This is a genomic window from Rhizobium sp. P32RR-XVIII, assembly GCF_012641395.1.
Taxonomy (GTDB): Bacteria; Pseudomonadota; Alphaproteobacteria; order Rhizobiales; family Rhizobiaceae; genus Rhizobium.
The window spans coordinates 117,064-132,067 of sequence record NZ_JABAIH010000005.1; the positions used below are offsets into that span (position 1 = coordinate 117,064).

A 15,004-nucleotide genomic window follows, 5' to 3' on the forward strand; every position below is an offset into this window, starting at 1 on the left:
GCGTTGGCGAACAGCACTAAAAGGAAATTTCATGCACAAGGTCATTTATGACACCGATCCGGGCGTCGACGACGCCATGGCGCTCCTCTTCCTGCACCGTCATCCGGACATCGATCTGATCGGCATCACGACCGTCTTCGGCAATGCCTCGATCGAGACGACGACGCGCAACGCGCTGTTTTTGAAGCGTGAATGGAATATCCCGGCACCGGTCGCCAAGGGGGCGAATGCAACGATCGATCCGTCGCGGAGGGAGATCGGTTGGCCGACCCACGTCCACGGCGAAGATGGCCTCGGCAATATCGATGTACCGGAAACCATCGATCTGCCGCTCGACCCGTGCCCGGCCTATAGGTTCATCATCGATACCGTGCGCGCCAATCCCGGCGAGGTGACGCTCGTTGCCGTCGGTCGCATGACGAACCTTGCTCTGGCGCTGAGAGAAGACCCGGAGATCGCCGGGCTCGTGAAGGCTGTCGTCATCATGGGCGGCAATTTCTATGTGCACGGCAATGTCTCGCCCGTCGCCGAAGCCAATATCCACGGTGATCCGGAAGCAGCCGACATCGTCATGACCGCGCCCTGGAAGGTGGCCGTCATCGGCCTCGACGTGACCGCCGTCACCACGATGAGCCGCAGCTATCTCGGCGAGATGGCGGCACGCGGCGACGAGGCCGTCAGGCTGCTCGACGCTCTCTCGCAGGATTACATCGATTTCTACAAGCACGCGGTCGAAGACGGCATGATGGTGCATGACAGCTGCGCCTGCGTCTACCTCGTGGCGCCGGAACTCTTCACGACGATGACCGGCCCCGTCCGCGTCGTCTGCGGTGGTATCGCCGATGGTCAGACGATCTTGAAGCCGGATGGCCGGCGGTTCCCGCCGGGCGAATGGGATGGCCGTCCGAGCCAAATCGTCTGCACCGGCATCGAATCGGAAAAGGTGATCGGCCTCATTCGCGAAACGCTGCTGCGCGTTTGATGAATTGCGGAACCGGCCGGTGGTCTCCGGCCGGTCCGCTCTTGTCGAATCCGATCAATGGGATGGCGCGGCTTCCTTGCATCTGGATACAGCGTCTTCGGAAGTTGAGTCGGCTTCCATTTCGCACTTGCGCACGGATTCTACGGTTGCCGTTGACCTAATCTGCAGCCGGGCATAGACCACCACAATGATTGAAAACGCATTCTCACATCTGCCGGTGCTTGACCCGGGCAGTGTCTGGCTCGTGGGTGCCGGGCCGGGTGACCCCGGGCTGCTGACGCTGCTTGCCGCAAAGGGAATGGCGGAAGCCGATGCGATCGTACACGACGCGCTGGTGAATGAAGAATGCCTGAAGCTCGCCCGGCCCGACGCAGTTCTCGAATATGCGGGCAAGCGGGGTGGCAAGCCTTCCGCCAAGCAGCGCGATATCTCCCTTCGCCTGGTCGAGCTCGCGCGCGCCGGCAAGCGGGTGCTGCGGCTGAAGGGCGGTGATCCCTTCGTCTTCGGCCGCGGCGGCGAGGAGGCGCTGACGCTGGTCGAGCACAACATTCCGTTCCGCATCGTGCCCGGCATCACGGCGGGTATCGGCGGCCTCGCCTATGCGGGCATTCCCGTCACCCATCGCGACGTCAATCATGCCGTCACCTTCCTGACCGGGCACGATTCCTCCGGAATCGTGCCCGACGCGGTCAACTGGGAAGCGATTGGTCGCGGCTCGCCGGTCATCGTCATGTATATGGCGATGAAGCACATCGCGCAGATCAGCGCCAATCTGATTGCCGCGGGCCGCAAGCCGTCGGAGCCCGTCGCCTTCGTCTGCAATGCGGCCACGCGCGGGCAGCAGGTGCTGGAAACCACACTTGGCGAGGCACCGGCGGCCGTGGCCGCATCCGGCCTGGAGCCGCCCGCTGTCGTCGTCGTCGGCGAGGTCGTGAGACTGCGCTCCTCGCTCGATTGGCTGGGTGCGCTGGCGGGACGCAGGCTTGAGCCCGATCCGTTCCGGGACACCGAAGGCAGGGTGACGGCATGAGCGGGCTTTTGATCGCCGCGCCGTCCTCCGGCTCCGGCAAGACCACGATCACGCTCGGCCTGCTTCGGGCGCTTCGCAACCGCGGCGTCGCCATCGCTCCCGGCAAGGCCGGCCCGGATTATATAGATCCCGCATTTCACTCGGCAGCCAGCGGAACGCCGTGCCTGAACTTCGATGCCTGGGCGATGCGGCCGGAACTGATTTCCGCCAATGCCGCGCTTCATCGGTCCGGCGATCGCATCCTCGTCATCGAGGCGATGATGGGGCTTTTCGACGGTGCTGCCGACGGCACGGGCTCTCCCGCCAACCTCGCCGCGATGATGGGCCTTTCCGTCGTTCTTGTCGTCGACGCGTCGCGGATGTCGCACTCGGTCGCGCCGCTCGTTACCGGTTTCGCGGGTTTTCGCGCCGATGTCCGCATCGCCGGCGTCATCCTCAACAAGGTAGGCAGCGATCGACACGAGACGATGCTGCGCCACGCGTTGGATGCGATCCGCATGCCGGTGGTTGCGGTCATTCGCAGCGACAAGACGCTGGTCCTACCGGAGCGGCATCTGGGCCTCGTCCAGGCCGGCGAACATCAGGGGCTCGAAGCCTTCATCGAGCACGCCGCCGAGGCAGTCTCGGTCGATTGCAATTTCGAATTTCTTCTGCGGGTCGCGCGGCAGGGCCTCAACACTCCCTCGATTGCCAATATCCGTCGGCTTCCGCCGCTCGGAAGCCATATTGCCGTCGCCCGTGATATCGCCTTTGCCTTTTCCTACGAACATATGCTGCTCGGTTGGCGCCGGCGGGGAGCGACGATCTCCTTCTTCTCGCCGCTTGCCGATGAGGCGCCCGTTGCCGTTGCCGATGCGATCTACCTGCCCGGCGGCTATCCGGAGCTGCATGCCGGAGAAATCGCAGGCGCACAGAACTTTCGCCGGGGGATGATGGAGGCTGCAGCGCGGGGCACGCGCATCTATGGCGAATGCGGCGGCTACATGGTGCTCGGGGACGGGCTGATCGACGCCGACGGCAAACGGCACGAAATGCTCGGCCTGCTGCCGGTCGTCACGAGCTATGAGGAGCGCAGCCGCCACCTCGGTTATCGCCGCGTTCAGCCGGTCGACGAGTCGTTCTTCGGCCACGCGATGACGGCTCATGAATTTCATTTTTCGAATGTCGTTCGGGAAGGCGAGGCCGACCGGCTCTTTCGGGTCCGGGACGCGCTCGGGGTCGATCTCGGTGAGGCTGGCCTTCGCCGCGGCCAGATCGCAGGGTCCTATATGCATCTGATCGACCTTGCCGGAGCGCCTGCATGAGCGCTCCGATCGCCCACGGCGGCGGGATCACTGCCGCTGCCGCCGCGTTCGGCGGAAGGCCGGAGGACTGGCTCGATCTGTCGACCGGCATCAACCCATGTCCGGTTGCGCTGCCCGCCATCCCCGCTGCATCATGGCATCGCCTGCCGGACAAGTATCTGGTGCAGTCCGCTGCGCTCGCGGCCCGCGACTACTATCGCAGCGGTGCTCTCCTGCCGCTGCCTGTTCCGGGCACCCAATCGGTCATTCAGCTGCTGCCGCGGCTGGTCGAGCCCGGCAGGCGGGTGGCGATCGTTTCACCGACCTACGGGGAATACCAAAAGGCGTTCCAATCCGCCGGCTTCATCGTCGATATGGTCGATGGCATCGCCGCCATCGACGGCCGGCACGCGCTTGCCGTTGTCGTCAACCCGAACAATCCCGATGGTCGAAGCCACGGAGCCGACGAACTGGCGGCGCTGCATGATCGGCTCAAGGGGCAGGGCGGCTACCTCGTCGTCGATGAGGCCTTCGGTGATATGGAATCGGATGGGAGCCTTGCGCCTCTGGCGTCACAGCTTTCAAATCTCGTCATCTTCCGTTCGTTCGGAAAGTTCTTCGGGCTAGCAGGTCTGCGGCTTGGCTTCGTCATCGCAGCCGGCGGGATCCGCGAGCGTTTTGAGGATTGGCTTGGCCCTTGGGCGGTATCCGGTCCGGCGCTATCGCTTGCCGCATCCCTGCTGCGGGCGGATACCGGCTCGATTCTCCGCAGGATCACAGAGCGCCATGATGCGCTGCAGGACGTGCTGAAAAGGTCCGGTCTGAAAATCGTCGGCGGCACTGCGCTCTTTGCACTCGTTGAAGACGGCCGTGCAGGCGACATTCACACACACCTCTGCCGCCATCATATTCTCGTCCGCAAGTTTGACTATGCGCCGGATTGGCTGCGCTTCGGCCTCTCGCCCGATCCTGTCGCCGACCAGAGACTTGCGGCCGGTTTGGAAAGCTTCGACGGATGACGATCGACGAAAATCTCCTTGTCCTCTTGCTGGCGCTCCTGCTGGATTGGATCGTCGGTGATCCCGATTGGCTCTGGTCGCGGAGTCCGCATCCCGTCGCCATCTTCGGCAAGGCGATCTCGCATTTCGACCGGCAATTCAACAGCGAGACGCTGACGAAGGCCGAGCGGCGGCTGAACGGCACCGTTTCGATCACCATTCTTCTTGCGCTCAGCGCCGCCGCTGGGGTTGTGCTTCATGAGTTTTTCGGTCTGCTCGGCTTTGTAGGTATTCTGCTCGAGGTCGTCTGTGTCGCGATCCTGCTTGCGCAGAAGAGCCTCTCGGACCATGTCTCTGCTGTGGCGGACGCCCTGCGCGGAGAGGGAATCTTCGCCGGCCGCAAAGCCGTCTCGCGCATTGTCGGCCGCGATCCCGAAATCCTGGATGAGGCGGGCGTGTGTCGTGCTGCGATCGAAAGTCTCGCCGAAAACTTCTCCGATGGCGTCGTAGCGCCGGCCCTCTGGTATGCATTGCTCGGTCTGCCCGGACTGTTCATGTACAAGATGTTGAATACCGCCGACTCCATGATCGGCCACAAGTCGGACAAGTATGTGGATTTCGGCTGGGCGGCGGCGCGCCTCGATGATGTCGCAAACTGGCCTGCCGCACGTCTTTCGATTCTGCTGATCGCCGCAGGAGCCTGGCTTCGGCGCGGGGCGCGCGCCTGCCGCGATGCGTTCAAGATTGCGATCCGCGATGGCGGCCTTCACCGGTCGCCAAATTCCGGCCGGCCTGAGGCGGCGATGGCCGGGGCACTGAATATTCAACTCGCGGGTCCGCGTGTCTATTCCGGCATCCTGGTCAAGGAGCCGATGATCAACGGCGGCGGTCGCGACATTGCTACCGTCGAAGATGTCGAAGATGCTCTTGGGGTATTCAACGCGAGTTGCATGGTACTGGCGATCGCGGTGTTTCTGATTTTCTTTGCCTTGCTCTGAAGCACACGTCATCACCGGTAAAGTGCGGATGGCGCTTCCGAAAGCCGGCCTGCGCGGCTCCCGGCGCTTTGCTGCTTTGCTGTTTCGGCAACAGCTGTACGCCAAAATTTAGAGCAGACCGTCCGAAAGCATTGGCTTTTGAACCGGATTTGCCTATGAGGGGGATAAATCCGTCATTCAAAGAGGTACAGTGCGTGACCGCTACATTCGATAAAGTTGCCGACATCATAGCCGAAACCAGCGAGATCGACCGCGACACGATCAAGCCGGAGAGCCATACGATCGACGACCTCGGTATCGATAGCCTCGACTTCCTCGATATCGTTTTCGCCATCGACAAGGAATTCGGCATCAAGATCCCGCTCGAAAAGTGGACGCAGGAAGTCAACGAGGGCAAGGTTTCCACCGAAGAATACTTCGTGCTGAAGAACCTCTGCGCCAAGATCGATGAGCTTCGCGCCGCCAAGGCCTGAACGCTACCGCTAAATTTTTTTCCGCCCTGCCTCTGCGAACCGTAGCGGCCGGGCGGTTTTGTTCCTAACTAGGCGTCTTCGGCGGTCTCTTTTCCGCCGGGCCGGAGGATCCGATGCTGCTGGAATATTTCCAGATGATTGACCGCATAGAAACGGTTGACCTCGAAAAGGGTACGCTCAAGGCACGTTCGGTCGTGCCGGCGAAAAGCCCTGTCTTCGAAGGCCATTTTCCAGGCATGCCGCTCGTTCCGGGCGTTCTTCTCATCGAAACCATGGCGCAGGCATCCGGCATGCTGGTGCTGGCGGCGACAGACTTTGCCGCGATGCCCTTCCTGATGTCGGTCGATGGCGCCAAGATGCGCACCTTTGTCGAGCCCGAGGCGGTCCTCGACATCGAGGCGGTTCTGGAGCATGACGGATCCGGCTTTGCCGTGACCAAGGCCAAGATCACGAGCGGCGGCAAGAAGGTCTGCGATGCGCAATTGAAGCTGCGTACCATGCCTTTCAGTGAGATTCCGCTTGGCGATATCGTGAAGAAGCGCGCGAGCGAAATAGGCCTTATGGATGCAATCGCTCGACAGGGAGGAAGGGATGAGCAAGGCTCAAAATGATGTCGTCATTACCGGCGTTGGTATTGTCACCTGTCAGGGCGTCGGCACGGAGGCGCATGTCGCGCTGCTGACTGCCAGCCGCGCGCCGGAGCCGGTCGTCGAGACCGAGAAGTTCAAGCCCTATCCGGTCCACCCGCTGCCCGAAATCGACTGGTCAGAGCAGATCGCCAAGCGAGGCGATCAGCGGCAGATGGAAAACTGGCAGCGGATCGGCGTCTTTGCCGCCGGCCTTGCTCTCGATGACGCGGGCTTCAAGGATGACGCGGCGGCGTGCGGCACCATGGACATGATCGTGGCGGCCGGTGGCGGCGAGCGCGACATCAATGTCGACACGCTGATCGTCGACGAGGGCCTGAAGCGCAATGACCGCGAGCTACTGCTCAATGAGAAGCTGACCACGGAACTGCGTCCGACGCTCTTCCTGGCGCAGCTTTCCAACCTGCTCGCCGGCAATATCTCGATCGTTCACAAGGTCACCGGTTCCTCGCGTACCTTCATGGGCGAGGAAGCGGCCGGCATCTCCGCCGTCGAGACTGCATTCTACCGGATCAAGTCCGGCGAATCTTCGCATACGCTTGTCGGTGGCGCTTTTGCTGCCGAGCGCCAGGACATGATCCTGCTCCCCGAATCGATCGGCGCCCACGCGCGGGGCAATTGGGCTCCCCTTTGGTCCCGCAAGGACGGTGAAGGCGGCGGCATGATCCTGGGAACAGCGGGTGCGTTCCTCGTGCTCGAATCGCGCAAGCACGCCGAAGAGCGCGGCGCGCATATCTATGCCACGATCGATTCCATCGAAGGCGATCGCGGGAGCCGCAATGCCGGAAACCTCGAAGCCCGCCTCGAGCGTCTGCTTCGTCCGGCGAAGGCGTTGCCGCCGGAAAGCACCGCCATCTTCTCGGGCTCGACCGGCATGCATGATCTGGCCGCACGCGAGAAGGCGGTCCTCGAGCATCAGCTCCCGGGCGCGGCCGTCCGCGGCTTCGGCGGCGTTTCCGGCCATGCCATAGAAGCACAGTTTACCGTTGGCCTTGCTTTCGCTGCACTCGCCGTTGATAGAAAAGCCAAGGTTCCGCCTTTCGACGCCGCCCAGGAAAAGCCGATGAGCGCGGGTGCAACCGCGGCCGTCGTCACCACGGTCGGCCACCAGCGCGGCGAAGGTGTCGCCGTTCTTTCCGCGGAAGCGTGAGGAGTGATCAAATGACAGAGTCTGCTTACAAGGATCATCTCGGCCGTCCGATCGTCGCGGTCACCGGCATGGGCATCATCACCTCGCTCGGCCAGGGGCTCAAGGACAACTGGGAGGCTTTGACGTCCGGCACCTCCGGCATCCATGAGATCACGCGCTTCCCGACTGACGGACTTTCGACCCGCATCGCCGGCACGGTCGATTTCATCGACATTCCGGTGCCAAACGCCGTCGAACGGTCCTACGCGCTCGCTCGCGAAACAACGATCGAAGCGCTGGCCGACGCCGATATCTCCGGTGACTTCAACGGTCCGCTGTTCCTGGCGGCTCCACCGATCGAGCCGGAATGGAGCGCGCGCTTCGACCTCGGCGACCGTTCGCCGCCGTCCGACCATGCGGGTGACGTCTACGAACGCTTCCTTGCGGCCATGCGCAAGCGCACGGACGCGGCATTTCACGAGGCGGCGCTCTTTGGTGCGATCTCCGAACGCCTCGCCGACCGTTTCGGCACGCGCGGCCTGCCGGTGACGCTGTCGACCGCCTGTGCATCCGGCGCGACCGCCATCCAGCTCGGCATCGAAGCGATCCGGCAGGGCCGTACCAACCGCGCGCTTGCCGTTGCCACCGATGCTTCGCTGAGCGCGGAAGCCCTCATCCGCTTCTCCCTTCTTTCGGCGCTTTCGACGCAAAACGATCCGCCGACGAAGGCATCGAAGCCGTTCAGCAAGGATCGCGACGGCTTCGTCATCGCCGAGGGTGCAGCCACGCTCGTGCTGGAATCACTGGAAGCCGCCATTGCACGCGGCGCCAAGGTGCTCGGCATCATGAAGGGTGCGGGCGACAAGGCCGACTCCTTCCATCGCACGCGGTCGTCGCCGGATGGCGGGCCTGCGATCGCTACAATCCGCGCAGCGCTCGCGGATGCGGGCATCGACCACACCGAAATCGGCTACATCAACGCGCACGGCACCTCGACGCCGGAGAACGACAAGATGGAATATGCTTCCATGCTCGCCGTCTTCGGCGACCGCATGCCCGCCATTCCGCTGTCGTCCAACAAGTCGATGATCGGCCATACGTTGACGGCAGCCGGTGCGGTCGAAGCGGTGTTCTCGCTGCAGACGATGCTGACCGGAACGCTGCCGCCGACGATCAACTATAACAATCCGGATCCGGCGATCGTCCTCGACGTCGTGCCGAACAAGAAGCGTGCGCAACAGGTTTCCGCCGTGCTTTCGAACTCCTTCGGATTCGGTGGACAGAACGCCAGCCTTGTCATGGCGCTCGAACCGGCTTAAGCGGTTCCCAAAGATAAGAGAGATAAAACGCCTTCGAGGCGAAAGGTTTTCTATGCGCGCTTTGCAACTGGTCGACGACCGCAAGCTTGAGATCACTGACCTGCCGGAGCCGGACGCTCCGGCCGCAGGCGAGGTGACGCTGCGCGTCAAGGCGGTCGCCCTCAACCATATCGATGTCTGGGGCTGGCGCGGCATGGCATTTGCCAAGCGCAAGATGCCGCTCGTCATCGGTGCGGAGGCCTCGGGCGTCGTGGAAGCCATCGGGCCTGGCGTCGCGAATGTTCTGCCCGGCCAGCTCGTCGCCATCTACGGCGCGCGCACCTGCGGCCTCTGCCGTCCGTGCCGCGAAGGCCGTGACAACCTCTGCGAACATGTCTCGGGCGTGCACGGCTTCCATCTCGACGGCTTCGCGCAGGAGAAGGTGAACCTCCCCGCCCGCCTTCTCGTTCCGGCACCTCCCGGCGTCGATGCTGTGGGCGCCGCCCTTGCGCCGGTCACCTTCGGTACCGTCGAGCATATGCTGTTCGACAATGCCAAGCTCGAGCCGGGCGAGACGATCCTCGTTCATGCCGGCGGCTCCGGCATCGGCACGGCCGCGATTCAGCTCGCGAAGAAGATCGGCTGCACGGTGATCACCACCGTAGGCTCGGACGACAAGATCGAGAGGGCGAAGGCCCTTGGTGCCGATCACGTGATCAATTATCGGACGGACCGCTTCGAGGGCGTCGTGCGCAAGCTCACCAAGAAGAAGGGCGTCGACGTCGTCTTCGAACACGTAGGCAAGGATACTTGGGCCGGCTCCATGCTTTGCCTGAAACGGGGCGGCCGTCTGGTCACTTGCGGCTCGACCTCGGGCGTTTCCACCGAGATGAACCTCATGATGCTCTTCCAGCAGCAGCTGAAGCTCCTGGGCTCCTTCGGCTGCCGTATGGAAAATATGGCGGACGCCATGCAGAAGATGGGGCGTGGCCTCGTTCATCCGGTCATCGATACCGAGGTCAGCTTCGATGACATCGACCGCGCGCTCGAGCGGATGGAGTCTCGTCAGATCTTCGGCAAGATCATCCTGAAGATGGACTGAGCCTGTGAAGCTCTTCATCACTAGGATCGTTCTGAAGCTGGAGCGTTTTCGTCAATGGCTGATCGCTCAGCTGATGTTCGGCTTCCTGAATTTCCTGAAGATTTTTCCAGCCGACGGTGCGATCTCCTTTGCCGATTGGCTGACGCGCAAGATCGGTCCGCACACGCCCCGCCACAAGCTGATGCTCTTCAATCTGCGCAACGCCTTTCCGGAAAAGAGTGATGCGGAGATCGAAGCGATTGCTGTGGCGAGCTGGGGCAATATGGGGCGTCTGGCGGCGGAGTACGTGTTCCTAGATCGGTTATTCGATTACGACTACTACCGGCCGGAGCCCGGCCGGGTCGAGGTTTCGGGCATTCCGATTTTCATGGAACTGCGGGACAATCCGCGCCCGTTCATCGTGTTCACCGCACATACCGGCAACTTTGAACTCCTGCCGGTGGCCGGCGCCGCTTTCGGCCTGCAGGTGACGGTACTGTTCCGCCCGCCGAACAACCCTTATGTCGCCCAGAAAATCTTCGATTTCCGCAGCGCCCGCATGGGCAAGCTCGTACCGTCGCATGCCGGCTCATCCTTTGCGCTGGCTCGCCAGCTCGAAGCCGGGCAGGGCGTCGGCGTCCTTGTCGACCAGAAGTTCCGAAAGGGGCTGAAGACCAAGTTCTTTGGCCTGAATGTCAAGACGAACCCGCTACTGCCGAAACTCGTACGGCAGTTCAATTGCGATGTGTACCCCGCACGCTGCATCCGGCTGCCTGGCAACCGCTACCGGTTGGAGATCGAGCTGAAGCTCGAAATGCCCCGTGACGAGAAGGGCAATCTCGACGTTACGGCGACTGCTCAGATGTTGAACGACAAGGTTGAAAGCTGGGTGCGGGAATATCCCGCGCAATGGCTTTGGTACCACGACCGCTGGAAGGTAAAGCACGAAATTCTTAATTGAAGAGGTGCCTCCCCTTATATTTCATCCATTAAAATTCGATCCGACGTCGCGTTGAATATGAACGCTGTTCATGTTAGCCCTTCTACTAAGGCGAGTAGCGGCGTGCGTGAAGATGTGGCGTGCGTTGCATTTCGCTAAAGCAGGTACAAGTTGAATCTCTTAGAGAAACGAGCGACCTGGGGGGCGCCTTGCTTGAACTTTTGCAAGCTTTTACATCGCGGTGCACGCAGATTGAGGAAGCCATACGCGTCGGCGACGATGTGCGTGTTGCAACTTTAGATTGCGATATCGAACCTCTGGTTCAAGTGATCCTGAACTATAATGCTGCAACCTTGCTGGAAATGTGCATGCAGCTCCAATTTGTCGCCTACTTGTTGCAACAGGAGGTCGACGAGGGCACCAGCGTCAGCAATCATGCGGCAGTCCTCACGTCGCTGCTCAATCGCTATTTCGGAACGTCACCGCGCCGGGAATTCGCGTCTCCGCAACAAATCCCGTTGGCGTCACCAAAGCGCTACATGCCCGATATCGACAATGGGAATTTTCTGAACTGGGCAATTCTGGAAACGTTGCCTGATCGCGTTGCCGTGGTCACACCCGATTACCGTTATCTTTATTCCAATCAGGTCAATTGCGCATATCTCGGACGCAAGCCGATCGATATGGTCGGTCGGCACGTGATGGAGTTTATCGGCGAGGAGCGGTTCCTGGCACGGTCGAAGGTCAACTTCGATGCCTGTTTTGCCGGTCAGCTCGTCGATTTCTACTACGAGCAGCGCAATGGAAGCAGGAGCGTGCGCTGCCGCATGTCGCCGCTTCGTGATTCGTCGGGCCAGGTTCTGGGGGCGCTCGTGGTGATTGAAACCGCCGCGGCCGCCGCAGTTTCATCAATCGCAGCCTAGGCTAGTAGTGAGAATCTAACGGATAGTTCGTGTCCGACGGACGGACCTTTCACGGGATCTGACTGTGGGGCGGCCACTCTCAGGACAGCGGCTTTACGAGCAAGATCGTCGTCAGGCCGCTATTCCACTCCTCGTCCGGATAGCGCTCGGCCTCACGGTAGCCTCGGGCTGCGTAGAAGGCCTGGCTGCGGTGATTGAATGTATCGGTTTCCAATCGTGCCGAGGCAAAGCTGGCGCGCGCAATCTGCACTTCCGCATGATCCATGAGGCGTCGTCCGATGCCCTGTCGAGCATGCGGTGAGCGCACGTGAAGGGCGTTCACAAAATCGCCCTCCCAATCGACGAAGCCGACGACCTCACCGGCCACCTCGGCCACCCAGAAGTGAAGCCCGCGCTCGCCCACATAGGCAGCGGGTCCATCTTCTTGAATAAACGCTTGCGCAGCGGTCCCCGTAATGTTGGGCCGCCAGGTGCTCTCGAACGTATCGTAAAGAATAGCGCGCAGGTTGGGGAAGTCTTCCCGTCGCGCTGCCCGAAGGATGGTGTCTCTGTCTCCACTCATGTTCGCAGGATAGAGCTGCCAGCGGATCGAATCCAGCGTTTGGTGCCCGCGTCTGACGGCGGTGATGATTTTGTCGGGGCGGGATTCAAATATCAGATTTTGTCCGCTAGACCTTGCTCCACACTGCGAGCTCGTACCCGTCCTTGTCGAGGAAATGAAATCGCCTGCCGCCCGGGAAGGCGGTGATCGGCTTTGCGATCGTGCCTCCGGCGCGCTCCACCTTCGATACGGCTTCTTCTAGATTGTCCGCGTAAAGGATCACGAGCGGGCCGCCGGGGCGCGGCGGCGCGAGATTGGTGAAACCGCCCTTCAGGCGGCCGTCATCGAACTCACAGTAATTGGGACCGTAATCCGTGAAACGCCAACCGAATGCATCCCCGTAGAAGCTCCTTGCCGCCGCTATATCGGTGACGTTGAATTCGACGTAGTCGATCTTCAGGTCGTTTGCGCTCTTTTCCATGGAATTACATCTCCATCAATGATTTCAAGGCGCCGAGATCTTTCTGCACGTGGGCCGCATCGGCTGCGAACTGCTCGTCCGTCATGCCTGGCTGTCTCAACAGTGTAAACATCACCTCGCAGCCGCTGCCATTCGGGACGATTCGCAAAGCGTTGTAGACCCGCAGCCCGCTTTCGATCGTAACCGTATGGTCGATCACGCCGAACTCATTGCGTGGAACAAAGCTCACCCGCACTGATCCAAGGACGCCGTGCGCGATCCAGTCGTTTCCATCCGGCTCGAGACCCGAGGCCAGTCCGGAGGCCCAGAGCGGCATGTTCTCCGGCTTGCCGGCAAAGTCGTAGACGTCCTTCCAGTTGCGGTCGACCGAGCAGTGAACGATTTTGGCGGGCAGGGTGCTCATCTTGCTTTCCTCGGCGTCTCCTCGGCTTACTGTAGCAGAGGGAAGGCTCCATGTTGGGAAAAGTTGATCCGGCGCCGGCAGACCGATTGGCGGCCTTCTGTACTTGCCGTTTTGGCCGGAGAGTGCCACAACACCGGTCCGGAATGACACATCGGAGGTGTATCGTGGAAAAGGCAGAAATCGGGCTGATCGGCCTTGCCGTCATGGGTTCCAATCTGGCGCTCAACATTGCGGAAAAAGGCAACAAGATAGCGGTCTTCAACCGCACTCCTGAGAAGACGGATGAATTCTACGAAAGCGCCGGCGATCTCAAGAAGCAGATCATCCCGTGCAAGACGATCGAGGAGTTCGTTGCGGCGATCCGCCCGCCGCGCCCGATCATTATCATGATCAAGGCAGGTGATCCGGTCGATCAGCAAATGGAGGCGCTGCGCCCGCATCTGGAGAAGAACGACATCATGATCGATGCCGGCAATGCCAACTTCCGCGATACGGTTGCCCGCTTCGATCGCCTCAAGGATACAGGCCTCACCTTCATCGGCATGGGCGTTTCCGGCGGCGAGGAAGGTGCCCGCCACGGCCCGTCGATCATGGTCGGCGGAACCGAAGACTCCTGGAAGCGCGTGGAGAAGGTTCTCACCTCGATTGCAGCCAGGTACAATGGCGATCCCTGCGTCGCATGGCTCGGCAACGATGGCGCCGGCCACTTCGTCAAGACGATCCATAACGGCATCGAATATGCCGACATGCAGATGATCGCCGAAATCTACGGCATCCTGCGCGACGGTCTCGGCAAGGATTCGCAGGAGATCAGCAAGATCTTCGGTCAGTGGAACAAGGGCCGCCTGAACTCCTACCTGATTGAGATTTCCGAGAAGGTGCTCGCCGCTACCGATCCGATCTCCAAGGGCTCGATGGTCGACATGATCCTCGACAAGGCCGGCCAGAAGGGTACCGGCAAGTGGTCGGCGATCGAAGCACAGAACATGGGTATTCCGGCGACCGCCATCGAGGCTGCCGTCGCCGCTCGCAGCATCTCCTCGATGAAGGAGCAGCGCGAAGCTGCCGAGAAGATCTTCGGCAAGCCGGAATACAAGTTCCCGATCGCTTACGGTCCGGAACTTGACAAGGATTTGGAGCTGGCACTGTTTGCCGCAAAGATCGGTGCCTACGCGCAGGGCTTTGCCGTCATGGCGGAAGCCTCCCGCGAGTTCAACTGGTCGCTTCCGATGCCGACGATCGCGAAGATCTGGCGCGCCGGCTGCATCATCCGCTCGCAGTTCCTCGATGAGATCACCAGTGCCTTCACCAAGGCCCCAGATGCGGCAAATCTCATCGTGACGCCGGCCTTTTCGGAGATGGTCAAGGAATCGGTCCCGTCGCTCCGCCGCGTCGTCACAGCTGCGCTCCAGGCTGGCCTGCCGGTGCCGGCACTCACCTCGGCGCTCACCTATTTCGACGCCTACCGCCAGGGCCGCGGCACTGCCAACCTCATCCAGGCGCAGCGTGACTTCTTCGGCGCGCATGGCTTCGACCGTGTCGACGGCAAGGATTTCCATCACGGACCGTGGGGGAGCGGTGCGGCGACCTTCTGAGGTTGCGCTTTACGAATTGAAGGAAAGCCCGGCTTCGGTCGGGCTTTTTTATTGCCGTATCCTCCGTCATTCCGGTGCTTGTCACAGGAATCCAGCCGCGGCGCGTCCGCGCAGTGGGATGACTTATTTTTCTTCAGGTAAGAGAGTTTCCCGCGCCCATGGACATGGGCGCACTAGATTCCTGTGACAAGCACGGGAATGA

16 protein-coding genes are annotated in these 15,004 nt (G+C 61.3%); 13 read left to right on the top strand and 3 right to left on the bottom strand.

All coding sequences use genetic code 11. The features are described from left to right. The first annotated feature begins 31 nt into the window (after positions 1–31). The 12 genes from HGP14_RS16500 to HGP14_RS16555 all read left to right on the top strand — a co-directional run bounded on the left by HGP14_RS16500 (position 32) and on the right by HGP14_RS16555 (position 11,782). The gene (locus HGP14_RS16500; RefSeq protein WP_168830947.1) at positions 32–982 is read left to right on the top strand and encodes a nucleoside hydrolase; all 951 of its coding nucleotides are present in this window, start codon (positions 32–34) and stop codon (positions 980–982) included. Between the two features lie 187 nt (positions 983–1,169). Further along, a complete protein-coding gene (cobA, locus tag HGP14_RS16505; RefSeq protein WP_168830948.1) occupies positions 1,170–2,012 on the top strand; it encodes a uroporphyrinogen-III C-methyltransferase in 843 nt (280 codons plus the stop codon). Beyond that, on the top strand, positions 2,009–3,316 hold the full coding sequence (locus tag HGP14_RS16510) for a cobyrinate a,c-diamide synthase (RefSeq protein WP_168830949.1): 1,308 nt from the start codon (positions 2,009–2,011) through the stop codon (positions 3,314–3,316). Before cobA ends, HGP14_RS16510 begins: the two co-directional genes overlap by 4 nt. Next, positions 3,313–4,314, top strand: a complete 1,002-nt coding sequence (gene cobD / locus HGP14_RS16515; RefSeq protein ID WP_168830950.1) for a threonine-phosphate decarboxylase CobD — start codon at positions 3,313–3,315, stop codon at positions 4,312–4,314. Before HGP14_RS16510 ends, cobD begins: the two co-directional genes overlap by 4 nt. Continuing rightward, on the top strand, positions 4,311–5,291 hold the full coding sequence (gene cbiB / locus HGP14_RS16520; RefSeq protein ID WP_168830951.1) for an adenosylcobinamide-phosphate synthase CbiB: 981 nt from the start codon (positions 4,311–4,313) through the stop codon (positions 5,289–5,291). The genes cobD and cbiB overlap by 4 nt, the downstream gene beginning before the upstream one ends. A 194-nt stretch (positions 5,292–5,485) precedes the next feature. Continuing rightward, positions 5,486–5,764, top strand: coding sequence for an acyl carrier protein (locus tag HGP14_RS16525; RefSeq protein ID WP_007533215.1), 279 nt, complete (start codon positions 5,486–5,488; stop codon positions 5,762–5,764). A gap of 113 nt (positions 5,765–5,877) precedes the next feature. Beyond that, positions 5,878–6,375, top strand: a complete 498-nt coding sequence (locus HGP14_RS16530; protein WP_168830952.1) for a 3-hydroxyacyl-ACP dehydratase FabZ family protein — start codon at positions 5,878–5,880, stop codon at positions 6,373–6,375. Then, complete coding sequence (locus HGP14_RS16535; RefSeq protein WP_168830953.1) at positions 6,356–7,561, top strand: beta-ketoacyl-ACP synthase; 1,206 nt, start codon at positions 6,356–6,358, stop codon at positions 7,559–7,561. The genes HGP14_RS16530 and HGP14_RS16535 overlap by 20 nt, the downstream gene beginning before the upstream one ends. Before the next feature lie 11 nt (positions 7,562–7,572). Next, positions 7,573–8,859: a beta-ketoacyl-ACP synthase gene (locus HGP14_RS16540; RefSeq protein WP_168830954.1), complete on the top strand. Its 1,287-nt coding sequence runs from the start codon at positions 7,573–7,575 to the stop codon at positions 8,857–8,859. A gap of 52 nt (positions 8,860–8,911) precedes the next feature. Next, positions 8,912–9,940, top strand: coding sequence for a zinc-binding dehydrogenase (locus HGP14_RS16545; protein WP_168830955.1), 1,029 nt, complete (start codon positions 8,912–8,914; stop codon positions 9,938–9,940). Positions 9,941–9,944: 4 nt separating this feature from the next. Then, positions 9,945–10,880, top strand: coding sequence for a lipid A biosynthesis lauroyl acyltransferase (locus HGP14_RS16550; RefSeq protein WP_168830956.1), 936 nt, complete (start codon positions 9,945–9,947; stop codon positions 10,878–10,880). A 188-nt stretch (positions 10,881–11,068) separates the two neighbouring features. Next, positions 11,069–11,782, top strand: coding sequence for a PAS domain-containing protein (locus HGP14_RS16555; RefSeq protein ID WP_168830957.1), 714 nt, complete (start codon positions 11,069–11,071; stop codon positions 11,780–11,782). Between the two features lie 79 nt (positions 11,783–11,861). On the opposite strand, the gene HGP14_RS16560 is transcribed toward HGP14_RS16555, so the two are convergent. From HGP14_RS16560 to HGP14_RS16570, 3 genes are all read right to left on the bottom strand, one after another. Continuing rightward, entirely contained in the window at positions 11,862–12,344 is a 483-nt protein-coding gene (locus HGP14_RS16560; RefSeq protein ID WP_168830958.1) for a GNAT family N-acetyltransferase, read from the bottom strand. 106 nt (positions 12,345–12,450) lie between these two features. After that, positions 12,451–12,804, bottom strand: a complete 354-nt coding sequence (locus tag HGP14_RS16565) for a VOC family protein (RefSeq protein ID WP_168830959.1) — start codon at positions 12,802–12,804, stop codon at positions 12,451–12,453. Positions 12,805–12,808: 4 nt separating this feature from the next. Beyond that, a complete protein-coding gene (locus HGP14_RS16570; RefSeq protein ID WP_168830960.1) occupies positions 12,809–13,207 on the bottom strand; it encodes an SRPBCC family protein in 399 nt (132 codons plus the stop codon). A gap of 143 nt (positions 13,208–13,350) precedes the next feature. On the opposite strand from HGP14_RS16570, the gene gndA reads away from it, so the two are divergent. After that, positions 13,351–14,802: an NADP-dependent phosphogluconate dehydrogenase gene (gndA, locus tag HGP14_RS16575; RefSeq protein WP_205927205.1), complete on the top strand. Its 1,452-nt coding sequence runs from the start codon at positions 13,351–13,353 to the stop codon at positions 14,800–14,802. The last annotated feature ends 202 nt before the right edge of the window (positions 14,803–15,004 follow it).

What these genes read in the sequence shown, in the direction of transcription:
- HGP14_RS16570 (WP_168830960.1), bottom strand. Translation starts at nt 13,207, where the DNA reads ATGAGCACCCTGCCCGCCAAAATCGTTCACTGCTCGGTCGACCGCAAC.
- gndA (WP_205927205.1), top strand. Translation starts at nt 13,351, where the DNA reads ATGACACATCGGAGGTGTATCGTGGAAAAGGCAGAAATCGGGCTGATC.
- HGP14_RS16560 (WP_168830958.1), bottom strand. Translation starts at nt 12,344, where the DNA reads ATGAGTGGAGACAGAGACACCATCCTTCGGGCAGCGCGACGGGAAGAC.
- cobD (WP_168830950.1), top strand. Translation starts at nt 3,313, where the DNA reads ATGAGCGCTCCGATCGCCCACGGCGGCGGGATCACTGCCGCTGCCGCC.
- HGP14_RS16565 (WP_168830959.1), bottom strand. Translation starts at nt 12,804, where the DNA reads ATGGAAAAGAGCGCAAACGACCTGAAGATCGACTACGTCGAATTCAAC.
- HGP14_RS16510 (WP_168830949.1), top strand. Translation starts at nt 2,009, where the DNA reads ATGAGCGGGCTTTTGATCGCCGCGCCGTCCTCCGGCTCCGGCAAGACC.
- HGP14_RS16545 (WP_168830955.1), top strand. Translation starts at nt 8,912, where the DNA reads ATGCGCGCTTTGCAACTGGTCGACGACCGCAAGCTTGAGATCACTGAC.
- HGP14_RS16535 (WP_168830953.1), top strand. Translation starts at nt 6,356, where the DNA reads ATGAGCAAGGCTCAAAATGATGTCGTCATTACCGGCGTTGGTATTGTC.
- cobA (WP_168830948.1), top strand. Translation starts at nt 1,170, where the DNA reads ATGATTGAAAACGCATTCTCACATCTGCCGGTGCTTGACCCGGGCAGT.
- HGP14_RS16540 (WP_168830954.1), top strand. Translation starts at nt 7,573, where the DNA reads ATGACAGAGTCTGCTTACAAGGATCATCTCGGCCGTCCGATCGTCGCG.
- HGP14_RS16500 (WP_168830947.1), top strand. Translation starts at nt 32, where the DNA reads ATGCACAAGGTCATTTATGACACCGATCCGGGCGTCGACGACGCCATG.
- cbiB (WP_168830951.1), top strand. Translation starts at nt 4,311, where the DNA reads ATGACGATCGACGAAAATCTCCTTGTCCTCTTGCTGGCGCTCCTGCTG.
- HGP14_RS16530 (WP_168830952.1), top strand. Translation starts at nt 5,878, where the DNA reads ATGCTGCTGGAATATTTCCAGATGATTGACCGCATAGAAACGGTTGAC.